12 protein-coding genes are annotated in these 13,781 nt (G+C 44.2%); 6 read left to right on the forward strand and 6 right to left on the reverse strand.

Going from position 1 to position 13,781, the window contains the following annotated elements; translation table 11 throughout:
• Window positions 1-13 precede the first annotated feature (13 nt).
• The 4 genes from prmC to Q6344_06025 all read left to right on the forward strand — a co-directional run bounded on the left by prmC (window position 14) and on the right by Q6344_06025 (window position 4,545).
• Complete coding sequence (gene prmC, locus Q6344_06010) at window positions 14-925, forward strand: peptide chain release factor N(5)-glutamine methyltransferase (protein WLG14887.1); 912 nt, start codon at window positions 14-16, stop codon at window positions 923-925.
• Between the two features lie 35 nt (window positions 926-960).
• A complete protein-coding gene (locus tag Q6344_06015; protein ID WLG14888.1) occupies window positions 961-1,755 on the forward strand; it encodes a HesA/MoeB/ThiF family protein in 795 nt (264 codons plus the stop codon).
• Window positions 1,756-1,841: 86 nt separating this feature from the next.
• The gene (locus Q6344_06020; GenBank protein ID WLG14889.1) at window positions 1,842-3,194 is read left to right on the forward strand and encodes an AarF/ABC1/UbiB kinase family protein; all 1,353 of its coding nucleotides are present in this window, start codon (window positions 1,842-1,844) and stop codon (window positions 3,192-3,194) included.
• Window positions 3,195-3,288: 94 nt separating this feature from the next.
• The gene (locus Q6344_06025; GenBank protein ID WLG14890.1) at window positions 3,289-4,545 is read left to right on the forward strand and encodes a YbfB/YjiJ family MFS transporter; all 1,257 of its coding nucleotides are present in this window, start codon (window positions 3,289-3,291) and stop codon (window positions 4,543-4,545) included.
• Here the strand turns inward: Q6344_06025 and Q6344_06030 are convergent.
• Window positions 4,542-5,030: an Lrp/AsnC family transcriptional regulator gene (locus Q6344_06030; protein ID WLG14891.1), complete on the reverse strand. Its 489-nt coding sequence runs from the start codon at window positions 5,028-5,030 to the stop codon at window positions 4,542-4,544. The genes Q6344_06025 and Q6344_06030 overlap by 4 nt on opposite strands.
• Before the next feature lie 218 nt (window positions 5,031-5,248).
• On the opposite strand from Q6344_06030, the gene leuA reads away from it, so the two are divergent.
• Window positions 5,249-7,033, forward strand: a complete 1,785-nt coding sequence (gene leuA / locus Q6344_06035) for a 2-isopropylmalate synthase (protein ID WLG14892.1) — start codon at window positions 5,249-5,251, stop codon at window positions 7,031-7,033.
• 256 nt (window positions 7,034-7,289) lie between these two features.
• A complete protein-coding gene (locus tag Q6344_06040; protein WLG14893.1) occupies window positions 7,290-7,910 on the forward strand; it encodes a hypothetical protein in 621 nt (206 codons plus the stop codon).
• Window positions 7,911-8,021: 111 nt separating this feature from the next.
• Here Q6344_06040 and accC read toward each other — a convergent pair whose 3' ends face one another.
• From accC to Q6344_06065, 5 genes are all read right to left on the reverse strand, one after another.
• Window positions 8,022-9,383, reverse strand: coding sequence for an acetyl-CoA carboxylase biotin carboxylase subunit (gene accC / locus Q6344_06045; protein ID WLG14894.1), 1,362 nt, complete (start codon window positions 9,381-9,383; stop codon window positions 8,022-8,024).
• A 154-nt stretch (window positions 9,384-9,537) separates the two neighbouring features.
• Window positions 9,538-9,966, reverse strand: a complete 429-nt coding sequence (gene accB / locus Q6344_06050) for an acetyl-CoA carboxylase biotin carboxyl carrier protein (protein ID WLG14895.1) — start codon at window positions 9,964-9,966, stop codon at window positions 9,538-9,540.
• Between the two features lie 250 nt (window positions 9,967-10,216).
• Window positions 10,217-11,584: an MATE family efflux transporter gene (locus tag Q6344_06055; protein ID WLG14896.1), complete on the reverse strand. Its 1,368-nt coding sequence runs from the start codon at window positions 11,582-11,584 to the stop codon at window positions 10,217-10,219.
• Between the two features lie 462 nt (window positions 11,585-12,046).
• Entirely contained in the window at window positions 12,047-13,087 is a 1,041-nt protein-coding gene (locus Q6344_06060; GenBank protein WLG14897.1) for a hypothetical protein, read from the reverse strand.
• A 148-nt stretch (window positions 13,088-13,235) separates the two neighbouring features.
• Window positions 13,236-13,730, reverse strand: coding sequence for an EVE domain-containing protein (locus Q6344_06065; GenBank protein WLG14898.1), 495 nt, complete (start codon window positions 13,728-13,730; stop codon window positions 13,236-13,238).
• Window positions 13,731-13,781: the final 51 nt, after the last annotated feature.

A 13,781-nucleotide genomic window follows, 5' to 3' on the forward strand; every position in this document is an offset into this window, starting at 1 on the left:
TTAAGAGCTACTTATGACAGCATCGACCATTCGTCAAATCAAGCAGTACATTCAGCAGTTGACGAATGAGGCTGCAAATAGCAAGCTACCGTCATTTTGGCTCACCGATTGGCTATTATATGTCATCGATAAGCCTGCGATATTCTTAATGATGGATGAAGGTTACCAGCTAACAGACAGCGAGCTTTCGGAGTTCAATGCAGGTGTAACGAAGATGCAGCAAGGAATGCCACTTGCGTATTTGACGGGTCAGCAAGAGTTCTGGTCGCTGATATTTACTGTCAATGAGCACACTTTAATTCCGCGACCTGATACTGAGATACTGATTGAGCAAGTATTAACTTGGATAAAATCTCAGCCAAACAGTGTCAGCAGCCCAGAACGGTTATTGGATTTAGGGACGGGTTCAGGTTGTATTGCGATTAGTCTTGCACATGAGTTAAATACGCAGCGTTCAGACAGTGAGGCAGAAAGCTGGCAAGTCGTTGCGGTGGATATGTCGCCAGAAGCGCTCAAGGTTGCTCAGCATAATGCAGCTATCAATGATGTTGCTGATATTAAGTTTATACAAAGCAGTTGGTATGACGAGCTGCCCAGTCATGACGAGCTATTATTTGATGTGATTGTGTCCAACCCTCCTTATATCGATGAGGAAGATGAGCATTTAGCACGCCTTGTAGCCGAACCTATTAGTGCCTTAAGTGCCACCAATCATGGGCTTGCCGATATAGAGCATATCGTAGCACAGGCACCGAAATACTTGCGTGTCGGTGGGCTACTGGCTATCGAACATGGTTTTGACCAAGGTGATGCCGTTCGCAAGTTGTTTGTAGACAGTGACTTTGAATCTGTGCGTACAGTACAAGATTATGGTGGTAATGATCGTGTTACGCTGGGTCAAATTAAGTCATCAGATTTTTGTTAATAGACTTCTTTAATAATAGGTTATTGGTAATAAATATGGCGCACACATCAGATAAAGGGCAGTTGTTGGATGAAGAGCTGCTGCGTTATGCGAGGCAGATATTATTAGATGGTTGGGATATTGACGCTCAACTACGCTTAAAATCAGCTCGTTTGGTTATGATAGGGGCAGGCGGGCTTGGTTGTCCTGCTTCTGAGACGCTGGTGCGTGCAGGACTTGGGCAAATTCATCTGATAGATGATGACATCATTGAAGCCAGCAACTTGCAGCGCCAAACGCTGTTTTTACCTGAAGATATCGGTAAAACTAAGGCGCAAACAGCGGCGCACATGTTAGAGCGTATTAACCCTTTAATCACCGCTCGCGGTACAGTTGCAAGACTAAGCGAAGACAATGCTTATGAATTGCTCGAGATGGCGACAGGCAAGCCTGATTTGCTTTTAGATTGCACCGACAATTTTGCTACGCGTGATGTCATCAATCGTATTAGCGTGCGCTATAAAATCCCGCTATTATCTGCCTCAGCGATTGCGATGCAAGGACAGTTAGCACTGTTCGAACCTCAGCTCGACAATGGTTGTTATCACTGCGTGTTTGGTTCGGTAGTACTTGATGCAGCGGCTGATGAGCGTACGTGTGCCAACTCAGGTGTGCTAGCGAGTACCACTGCTATCATGGGTAATTTGCAAGCGAATGCTGCCCTGCAGTATTTGGGATTAACCAAAAATCCACTGACAAATAAGCTATTAATATGGGATGGTAGCCATATGCAGCAGCGGCTAATGGGCTATCGCCAAGATGCTGCGTGTCCTGTCTGTAGTAGTCATTAGTGATTGTTCATTAGTAGCTGTGTAACTTGTCATTATTTACAATCGCCTATTCTCAAAAACCTTTCTTATGACTATAGTTGTTTTTTATGAAAATTCATCGTCCGCATTTATTAAAGCATACCTTCAATGTCATGAACCGTGTTCGCCAAACAGCCAGCGTGGCAGGTTTATCTGCGCTGAGAGTGGCAAAAGGTGAAAAGCCTGATGCCACATTATTAAAAGAAACGTTTGAGCAGTTGGGCACGACTTATATCAAGATTGGTCAGTTTATCGCCAGTACGCCGTCACTGTTTCCACGCGAATATGTAAAAGCTTTCCAGAGCTGTTTGGATCAGACCACGCCACTGTCTTACGCTTATATCGAGCAGGTATTGAAAGAAGAGTTGGCCGTTGATGGCATGACGCTTGATGATAAGTTCGCCCATATCGACTCAAAGCCACTAGCGTCAGCCTCTATTGCTCAAGTGCATGCGGCACGGTTGCATAATGGCGATGAAGTCGTATTAAAGGTGCAAAAGCCTGACGTCGAGACCATTATGCAAACGGATTTGGGCGTATTGCATGGGGTGACTAAGTTACTTGAGATTCTGATGCCGTCGATGAAGTTTGCCAGTATTGCACCGATTATCGATGAGATTCGTCTGCGTATGCTTGCCGAGACGGACTTTATCGCTGAGGCACAAAACATCCGCGATTTTCAGCAGTTCTTAGCCGTATCAGGTAATACGCGCGTGGTAGCACCCAAAGTATATGAAGAGCTGACGACCAAGCGTGTACTAACTATGAGCCGCTTGTACGGCGTATCTATGGTCGATGAGTCGCTCATGCGTCAGTATTGTGCTGATCCTGCGCAAGTCATGGCGGATACCTTGAATACGTGGTTTGCCAGTCTCATGCTGTGCAACAGTTTCCATGCTGACCTGCATGCGGGCAATTTGATGCTATTAACCGATGGTCGTATTGGCTTCTTGGATTTTGGTATTGTCGGTAAGCTAAAAGCTGAGAGTTGGCGTGCGTGCATGGGTATGATGCAAGCCATGCAGGACAGTGACTATCAAGCGATGGCGCGCCATATGATTGATATGGAAATGACTCATGGTGGCAATGAAGTCGATGTAGTGGCATTGGGTAATGATTTGCAGCGTATGATGAAGACTATTATGGCGGAGGACAAATCCTTTACCAGTGGTGTGCCTTTTAATAGTAAAGAGCAAGCCGATGAGCTAAATAAAATGATGCTTGAGATTGTAGAAGTCGGTAAGCGCCATGGCATACATTTCCCACGTGACTTTGCTTTATTGACCAAGCAGATGCTGTATTTTGATCGTTTTATGCGTACGCTGGCACCTGATATGGATATGTTTAGTGATCAACGCGTACAAATGCTAGGACACACAGAAACAGATGTGACCATGCCGCCAACAGTAAACGTATCGTAGTTTTCGCTTGTATGTTTGATTATTAATCCGCCGCTGCTCTTGAATGCTCTAACACAAAGGATTGTGTGCTAATTGCCGCAAAAATGGCTCTGTCATGATGACTGCTCTCAAAAGCCGTGCTTTTCCTCATATTACCAATGAAGCTGCCATTGCCTGTATCGGTATGTACTGCATGGCAGTCGTCATGGGCTATGGACGCTTCCTCTTTACTGCCACCTTGCCCGATATTATGGTGCAACTGTCGATTTCAACGACGATTGCAGGCTGGCTTGCCTCTATCAATTACATCGGTTATTTTATCGGTGCCCTCATCGCCATGTTTGTGCCTCAGCGCTCGACGTGGCAAGCGCTGACACTGTGGGCGATTGTAAGTGTCGTCACAACGATGCTACTTGTCGTACCTGATATGTCATTAACTGTATGGTATCTCATTCGTCTAATCGCAGGTATTGCAAGCGGGGTAGCGATGATTTTGAGCTCATCGTTTGTGATTCAAAGCTTAAGTCCTGAACGCCGCTCTGTACTGTCGGCAGTACACTACGCAGGTATTGGTGTGGGCATCAGTGCCTCTGCCATACTGACGTGGTGGTTGTTAATATTGGGCTATCATTTTGATGTCATTTGGTTAGTAGCAGGCTTTACAAGCTTACCTCTGGTATGGCTACTCTATGCGGTAAAACCAAGACAAGCACAGGGTTCCGTCTCGCTGCGGACTGATCCTAAACAGCACGTGTCAGTGCATCAAACCTATTTGAGCTTTAAGCGCGCTTTGTATGAGGCCATTGCTGGTCATCGTAAGGCTATTGCTTTGCTATCAGCGAGCTATATACTGGCAGGCTTTGGTTATATTACCTCTGCGACTTTTTTGCCAGTAATGGCAGCACAGCGCCTCACGACGCAGACGTATGCTGGATTGCTCATTTGGCTAGTCGTTGGTGTGTTTGCGATGTTATCAAATCCACTGTGGGGCGCACTTGCCAAGCGAATTGGTGAAATTAAAACGTTAATAGGCTTAACGATATTACAAGCATTTGGGATGTGCTTGCCCATATGGTTCGGCGGCGCTATTGGTTTGTACGGCAATGCTGCTATTTTAGGTTTGACCTTTGTGGGTATGGTATCGATGACGCTCACTTTGATTAAAAATATCAATCCTGCTTACTCAAATTTGCTGATAGGATTGGCAACTTTGGCTTATGCATTGGGTCAATTCTTGGGACCATTGGTGACGGTAGCATTGGCAGGGCAGGACGACAATTTCAATGCAGGGTTACTCGTTGCCGCCGCTGGATTGATGGTTGGATTGGTGCTGTTGCTATTGTTTCGTCGACAGCCACCGACTACCATTTAAACCACACTACGATTAAATATTTCTCGCAGCTCAAAACTGGTATGCACTTGAGCGACACCTTCGATACGATTGAGCCTATGTAATAAAAACTCCTCATAATGTGCCATATCGCGTACTCTTACCTTGATAAGGTAGTCTTCCGTACGACCCGTGACAATGCTACAGCTAATGACTTCATCAAAGCTCTGAATCTTACGCTCAAATTGCTCAAAGCGTTCAGCCGTATGGCGATCCATACTAATCGCGATAAAGACGGCGAGCGGGTAGCCAAGTTTTTGCGCATCCGTTTTGGTGTGATAACCCGTGATAATACCAGCATCTTCTAAGCGTTTAATACGGCGTGCACAAGGCGTGGCTGACAGGTTGACGCGTTCGGCAAGCTCGGTGATACTCATACGTGCCTGAGTTTGCAATACGCGCAAGAGCTGTCGATCGATCTCATCAATATCGGCTAAATGTGGACTATCCAGATGACTGTTTGGCATGATCTGTTGCTTTATTAGTGAATTCATCTAATTATACTGAGTAAATTGTACTTTTTCACTAAAATAGCGCGATATATTATAAAAGAAAGCTGATTTCTATTGCATAAACTCTGATATTATTATGGTATAAACATTGGTTATCTCGTATGATAAACATTGATCTAATCACCAGCCGTCCAGCTAAAAACATAAATTCCCATATCATCTAAGGATTGATTATGTCTGACCAAGCCAAACGCACTGTAGCCTCAACGACTGCAAAGATTACACCCAAAAATGCTGCTTTTGATTATAAAAAGTACCGTCCATTTGCTTTTGCGCCATCGCTGTCAGATCGTACTTGGCCGAGCAAAACGATTGAAAAGTCACCAATCTGGGCAAGTGTGGATCTGCGTGATGGCAACCAAGCACTGATTGATCCGATGACGATCGAACAAAAAATGCGTTTTTTTAAAACGTTGGTTGAGGTTGGTTTTAAAGAGATTGAAATTGGCTTTCCATCAGCGGCGCAGGTTGAGTTTGATTTTGCTCGCAAACTTATCGAAGAAAATCATGTCCCAGACGATGTAACTTTGCAGGTATTGGTACAGGCTCGTGAGCATTTGATCGCTCGTACGTTTGAGTCATTGAAAGGCGCGAAGCGTGCGATTGTCCATGTTTATAATTCAACCTGCCGTGTACAACGTGAAAAGGTCTACGGTAAAGACAAAGCTGAGATTAAAGAAATTGCCATCACTGGTGCCAAGCTATTACAGCAGTATGCGGCACAGTATCCTGAGACGGAATGGGTATTCCAGTATTCACCAGAGAGCTTTAGTCAAACAGAAACTGAATATGCAGTAGAAGTCTGTGATGCGGTCTGTGAAGTATGGCAACCACAACAAGGGCAGGAAGTGATTTTAAACTTGCCAGCGACGGTTGAAGCGTCTATGCCCAATGTTTTTGCCGATCAAGTGGAGTATTTCTGCCGTCATCTTGCCCAGCGCGAGCATGTCATTATCAGCTTGCATACACATAATGACCGTGGCTGTGCGGTTGCAGCAGCAGAGCTTGGGATGTTAGCGGGTGCCGATCGTATCGAAGGTACGCTATTGGGTAACGGTGAGCGCACGGGTAATATGGATATCATGGTCATGGCGATGAATCTGTTTAGCCAAGGTATCGATCCAGAGCTTGATTTTAGTAACATGAGCGAAATTGTACAAGTGGTCAGCGAATGTAACAATTTGCCCTTACATCCGCGTCATCCATACGTCGGCGAATTGGTCTTTACGGCCTTTAGTGGCTCACATCAAGATGCCATCAAAAAATCTCTCGATTATAACGAAAAGCATCAAAACGAGACGGATAACGTTTGGGATGTGGCTTACTTGCCAATTGATCCGGCGCATATTGGTCGTAGTTATCAGGATGTGGTACGTATCAATAGCCAGTCTGGTAAAGGCGGTGTGGCTTATATCTTGCAGCGCAACTATGGCTTTAATTTGCCGCGCTGGATGCAAATTGACTTCAGCGGTGTGGTACAGAAGCAAGCTGAATCAGCTGCTCGTGAATTGCAGAATGATGAAATCTTACAAACCTTTGAAGATACGTATCTACAGCAAGGCAGTTTTGAGCTGTTAGATTATACGGTCAATAATAAAGGCGGTGAAGTCTACTTTACTGGTCAAGTACAAATGAATGGGGACATTATTAATATTGATGGCACTGGTAATGGTCCATTATCATCGTTTATTGACGGCCTTGCCCAGCACACTGGTAAATCGATACATGTCATCAACTACGCTGAGCATGCGATTAATCCGCAGCACAATAGCGGTGATGGCATCGATGATGATACCAATAATGACAACAAAACTAATGCGAATGCGGCGGCTTATATCCAACTAAATGTAGATGGTGAAGTTTATTCTGGTATTGGCAGTTGCAGTAGTACTGTATCAGCAATGCTTAAAGGCGCATTATCAGCGTTTGCTCAAGCAGTGAGTACTGCCACTGCTTAATGTTTTTATGATCGTCTTAATAACTTGTCGCTATAACGCTGTCGCTTCTTGTCTTTGGCAAGTAAAGCGATGGCGTTATTTTTTGCATGAAAAACGACAGTCTATATGCAGAAAGTAGACATTTATAACTATCACCTATCTTGCAGTTGGTTAAAGCATCGCGACTAATAGCATAATGTTACTTGTGTTTTTGATGTCTAAGACTTACGCTAATGTACATAACTCATATTATATTATTATAAACAAAAGGTTAATTATGGAACCTATCTCACTTGCTTCATTTTCATTGGCTGCTATTTTGGCGTCATTGCCAGTAAATGGCGAGGTGGTCACTAAACCGACTATTACCACTCATATCAGCCCAGCTATCGCAGGACAATGGGAAATCGACTTAGACAGTAGTATCACGATGACCAAAGAAGCAAAAGCCAGACAAGCTGCAGCAAAAGAGCTGAAACAGACAAAAAGTGATGAGCCAGAAGTGACTGCGGGCACAGAAGGCGGTGTCCTTGTGCAAAGTGAAAAGCGCGTCCTTAATATTAAGCCAAATACTAACAACCAGTTAACGGCCTCTGCCAAAAAAGCAAATCAGTGCCGCGAGCTATATAATTTTGCGGCTGATAATGAGATGTGGGCAGTGAGTGGCAAAGAGTGGACATATGGTCGTTACCTAATCACGCACCGAGAAGAAGGGCTGCCCATTATTGCGCTAAAAACAGTCTATGACAATAACGAGGTAGATTGTTCAGGTAACCAAATCGACCAAACTGACGAAGCGTTGATTGCGTTTTTAAATCACGATGGCAACCAAATGCAATGGTGTGCGGATCCTGATGGTAATGAATGCTTTATGAATTTTAATAGAGTGTTACCGTAGCATTTTCTTTATTTATAAAACTTAAAACCACTTTTTCTAAAATAGAAACATAAAAAACCGCTATCTAAATAGGTAGCGGTTTTTTTTATGTTTGACAAAAATCAAAGCAGGTTATACATCCGCCTTCTTTTTATTGCCAGTTAGAAGCTCTCTTTCAAGGTAATGAATATTTTGTGCTTCGTGAATAAAATTGTCATCTGCCAAAATGACATCGCGATGCAGCGGGATATTGGTCTTAATACCCTCAATCACCAATTCATCGAGTGCATGTAGCGTTTTAGAGACAGCTTGCTGGCGCGTTTGACCATGGCAAATAAGCTTGCCAATCAATGAGTCATAATAGCTTGGAATCTCGTAGCCCGGGTAGAGGTGCGAGTCAAAGCGTACACCAGCACCACTGGGGGCAAATAACTGAGTGACTGTACCAGGACAAGGCATAAAGGTGGCTGGATCTTCAGCATTGATACGACATTCAATGGCATGGCCTTGAATCTCAATCTCGCTTTGACGATAAGACAAACCGTAGCCTGCTGCGATTTTTAGCTGTTCGACGACCACGTCGATGCCAGTAATCATCTCAGTTACCGGATGCTCAACTTGCACACGAGTATTCATCTCAATAAAAAAGTATTCATTATTTTCAAATAAAAACTCAAAAGTACCCGCACCGCGATATTTCACCAACTCACATGCTTTGACGCAAGCGTCCAAGATAGGCTGACGTACATCGTCAGGGATATCAGGCGCAGGGGCTTCCTCTAATACTTTTTGGTGGCGACGTTGCAATGAACAATCTCGATCATATAAGTGAATGGCATTACCGTTGCCATCGCCAAGCACTTGTATCTCTACGTGGCGCGGATTTTGTAGGTAGCGTTCCATATACACGGTATCATCGCCAAACCACAGCTCAGCTTCTTGCTTAGCAGCCTGTACTTGACCAATGACTTCTTCGAAGCGCTCAACCACGCGCATACCGCGACCGCCGCCGCCAGAAGCGGCTTTAATCAATAACGGGAAGCCGATATGGCGTGCTTGCTCTTCAGCATTATGCAACGTTACCGCGCCCACTGAACCAGGGACGGTCGGTACACCAGCTTTTTTCATCGCATTAATGGCAGAGACTTTATTGCCCATTAATCGAATATGGTCAGCATTAGGACCAACGAAAGTGAGACCTGCTTCTTCGACGCGTTCAGCGAATTCAGCATTTTCAGCCAAAAAACCATAACCCGGATGGATAGCGTCGGCACCAGTGATTTCAGCTGCGGTTAAAATAGTATTGATATCAAGATAGCTTTGATTGGCATTGGGTTTGCCAATACAGATTGCCTCATCAACAAAGCGCAGGTGCATCAAGTTTGCATCAGCTGTGGAGTAGACACCGACGGTCTCTATGCCAAGGGCTTTGCAGGCTCGAACGATACGTAGGGCAATCTCACCTCTATTGGCGATGAGCAGTTTTTTTATCATGGGGTCATCCTTGTCGAAGCGGCGGTCATTGATAGAGTCGTTATTTTAGGCACCATTAAATTGAGCTACAATAAAGATAAAATAACTCAAGCTAAAATGCCAAATGATAACGAAATCTCTATCATAATGAGGTAAAGGTTGGTAAACAGTGTCGTTAAGCTCTATAGCGTATGACGGGTTGACCAAACTGTACCACTTCAGAGTTATCGACTAAGATTTCGTCAACGACACCACTTTGCGTTGCCTCAAGAGGATTCATAATTTTCATGGCTTCGATGATGCCCAATGTGTCACCAGCTTGCACCTTTTGTCCGACCTTTACGAATGGCGGGTCATTAGGGCTAGGTGCTGAGTAATAAACACCAACCATCGGCGATGTCTCAACGCTACCCGCTTTTACCGCTGGCTTTGCTTCAGCAGTGATAGGGGCAATGCCAGCAGCAGGTGCGGCCATCATGGTCGGTGCAGGCGCATCATAGTGACGAGTTAAGCTGATGTGTTCATCATCTGAGCTGATTTCTAAATTAACCAGTTCACTTTCTTCCATGAGGGCGATTAGGGTGCGTATTTTTTCAATATCCATAGTTTTAATTTTGCCTTCTACTAATTTCAAGAAATAGTGTAACTAAATATTGTGTAGGTAATTGCTAATGATACCTATATTCATGGCAATGAGCAATCGATGTACAGTTGTTAACTGAGTTTTTTTACATATTATGACGTAAGCATTTCTTACGAGTAAGAAATGCTTAATGATTTATCATAGTCTATGTGACCATGTAGCGCTAGTCATGGTTAGTAGATACTGCATTTACATCAGTATAGCTGATGCATTAACCCCACATCGCCGTCAGACGCTTTTGTTGGTAGCGCAGGCGTAGGGTAAGTAGAATAGACGATAAGAATAAACCCGTGATTAATGCCATCCAAAACCCTTGTGCGCCTATATCGGTGAAGCGCACCAAATAAACACCGAGTGGCAATGCCACCAGCCAGTAACAGAACAATGTGACCCACATTGGGATCGTGGTGTCTTGCATGCCGCGCAATATACCAGCGACGTTGACTTGCCAGCCATCGAACAGCTGATAACCAAGGGCAAAAATAAGTAAATGCATAGATTGCGTGATAACGGCTGGGTTATCAGAGAATGCGGCTGCCAATTGCGGCCTAAATAGCCAAATACCAAGCATACACGTGAGTGCAATCAATACTGTCCAGATAAGACCAGTGGCTTGCACTTGACGTAACGCCATGAGGTTTTTTTCGCCAAAACGATTGGATACCATTATTGTCAGTGCCATCGCGACCGATATCGGAATCATAAACAGCTGGGAAGTCACTGCTAATGCCACCTGATGCGATGCGGTTGCTAGCTCACCTAATGGACTGATAACAAGAGCGCCCAAGCTGAACAAACTGGCTTCAAAAAAGATAGAGATACCAATCGGAATACCAAGTTTAAGGAGCTTTTTAATCTGTTCACGATTAGGACTGGCAAAGGCATAAAAGAAGCGCGTGCTGGCAAACTGCTGTCGCTTAGTAAAGCTGGTATAAGCCGCCAGTAATAAAACATTTATCCATAACACAATAGCCGTTGCGACCCCGCAGCCTGCGCCGCCCATTTCGGGCATGCCAAACAGACCGTGGATAAAAATATAGTTAAGAGGAATATCGGCAAGTAGTCCGATAATACTAATCACTGTCACCGGCTCAGGTCGCCCAAGTGCTTCGCAATAACTGCGTAGTACCGCATAGACAGCCAGAGCGGGAAAACCAAACGACACGCCATGCAAATACTGTGTTGCTATCGGTTGGATATTTTCAGGCACACCCATGACCCCAAGTACATTGGGTGCTAAATTAACGATGATAAAGCCCATAATACCAATGACACTGGCGGTCCATAAAGACTGCTGCGTGATATGCGGTACTTGATGGTGCTTATTTTGACCAATCGCCTCACCAATAAGAGGGGTGGTGGCGATTAAAATACCAGTGGCTAATAAAAACAGCGGCAGCCAAATACCAGAGCCAACGGCGACGGCCGCCAAATCAAGCGCGGAGACTTGACCTGCCATGATAGCATCGACCACACCAAGAGCTGCTTGGCAAAACTGAGTAATTAAAATAGGAAGCGCGAGCACGCCTAAGCGTAAGCTGTAGCTTTTAAAATCTCTAAAAGATAATGGGAAAACCATAGTGAGCAACTTTTTATTCTTTGCGGTAATTATGATAGATGAGCAAATATTGCCATCAACAAAACAATAGCGAGACGGTCATACCATGACCAAAAACTTGAGCAGAAAAGCAAATGAGAATGAGGACACGCCCTAAACAAATTTAACCAAGCCAATCCAGTTTTTTGGATGGATGTAAAAGGGGGAGTGGTGCCGACGATAATACTCCGATAAATAATATGAGCAAGCCTATATAGACAGAGTATGCAAAAAAAAGTCAGGCACAAAAATAAAAATAACCCGTCAATCCAAGCAGTGGATTGACAGGTCATAAATAAATAGAATGGTAAAGAAGCCACGCTATGATGTCAACGCTTTAAAAGCGTTGTATTGATCTTAAAAACTGACTGTGAAAGGTAATCGATTCAAGAGAGTGAGCACTTGAAGATAACCATTCTAACTTATAGGCACATCAGCAGGCATTTATAGCGACTCAGGTAAATCTTGCACCACCGCTTGATAGCCAATCAAGGTATTATTGGCATCAAATGCTTGCACGACAATCACGTAATTGGTGGACATGGCTGGAATGACAGGGGCAAACTGTGTTTCAAGATTACTTAATATCACATTCTGCACATAGCCGTTGGCACCAGACTCGGCTTTGTTGACATCAATTTGGCTGACCAGTAAATACTTGGTATTGGCAGGATTTTGCCAAGTGACGGTCTTTTGACTGCCATTACCGATGACATCAAGAGTCATTTTGCCCAGACTATAATCAAGTGGGTACGTCTTAAAATTAGAGCGATCGCTGATGGTGTAGGTGACGTTGCAATTTTTTTCGCTACTGGTTAGTTTTTTACCGCCGAGGCCATCCTGATACTCAAAGCTACCTCTCCAAGGTGATCCTGCTTCTTTTTCCTCAAAGCTCCCCGCAAAAGTGGTTAATAAGTTTGGTGTTTCTACGCCCAAATCATTGACATACTTAATGTCTAAGAATGCTAACGTATCGAGACTGCCTGTTATTTTACCCGCGATATAGTTGTCAACCTTGATGGCTGAGTTGATACCCAAAGTGTTATTTTCTTGGCAGGCTTGCTGCTGATAACTAACGCTACCATCGACGCTGCCAGCGCCATCTTTACTGATATCAAAGTAGACGGCACCGATATCGATATCGTCGCTGTCACCATCGTCAATCTCAATAAAGTGTCCGACATATAAACCGCCGCGACCGCCTTCTGGGGTTATTTTATCCAAGAAATTATCGAGTGATTCTTCTGGTAAAAATACCGACTCCAAAATCTCAGCCATGGATTTTTCGTCATCGCTCAGCTTATCTTCGACTTCTTTATACTTCTCTTTGACCTTGTCTTCCACACGATCATATTCATCTTTCACCTGATCTTCTATTCGGTCATATTCCTCTTTGACCTTGTCCCCGTCACTGCCACAGGCGCTAAGGGTCAGACTGAACATGCTGACAGTTAATACAGATAATAGTAGTTTGGGTGCGCTCATAAGCGGGTCCTGATAATGGGGATAAAGGTGTGATAAAGAAAATCGAGAAATGAATTGTTGAGCATAAATCGCAAATATAGCAAATTTTTTGCAGACAGCGCATCAATAAATGTTCGTTGATAACACTAAAAACCTTACTCAATCGTTACTATCTAACCACTGGTTGCTCAGATAGCAGATGAAGGGTTTCTGCCATATCCATAATGGCGTACCAGTGTTTGGCGTCTAGTGGAATCACGGTAAGTTGCTCACAGCCTTTTCTCATTAATAATGAATCCTCAAGTGCGGGTAAAAATTTAAGGGCTGATAGTGGTAGAATATCAATAAATGCTTGCTCAAAAGTGACGTCTACCATATACCAGCGTGGCTCATCTTCGGTGGCAATAGGATCGTAATGACGGTGCTCAGGATGGAACTGGCAAGGGTCAGGGTAGCCTGCTTCGCTTACCGTCATGATGCCAGCGACGCCAGACGGCTTAGCGCTAGAGTGATAAAAGAACACCTTGTCGCCGACCTGCATCTCGTCACGCATGAAGTTACGAGCGCGGTAATTACGCACACCATCCCAACTGTCGGTCTCTAGGCGTTGCAAATCACCAATACCAAAAAACTTGGGGTTGGACTTCATTAACCAATAAGCCATATCTTTATCCTATTTATCATTCTCAGCCATTCATTATTTGCAATATCACTA

Source organism: Psychrobacter cibarius (assembly GCA_030686115.1).
GTDB lineage: Bacteria > Pseudomonadota > Gammaproteobacteria > Pseudomonadales > Moraxellaceae > Psychrobacter > Psychrobacter cibarius_C.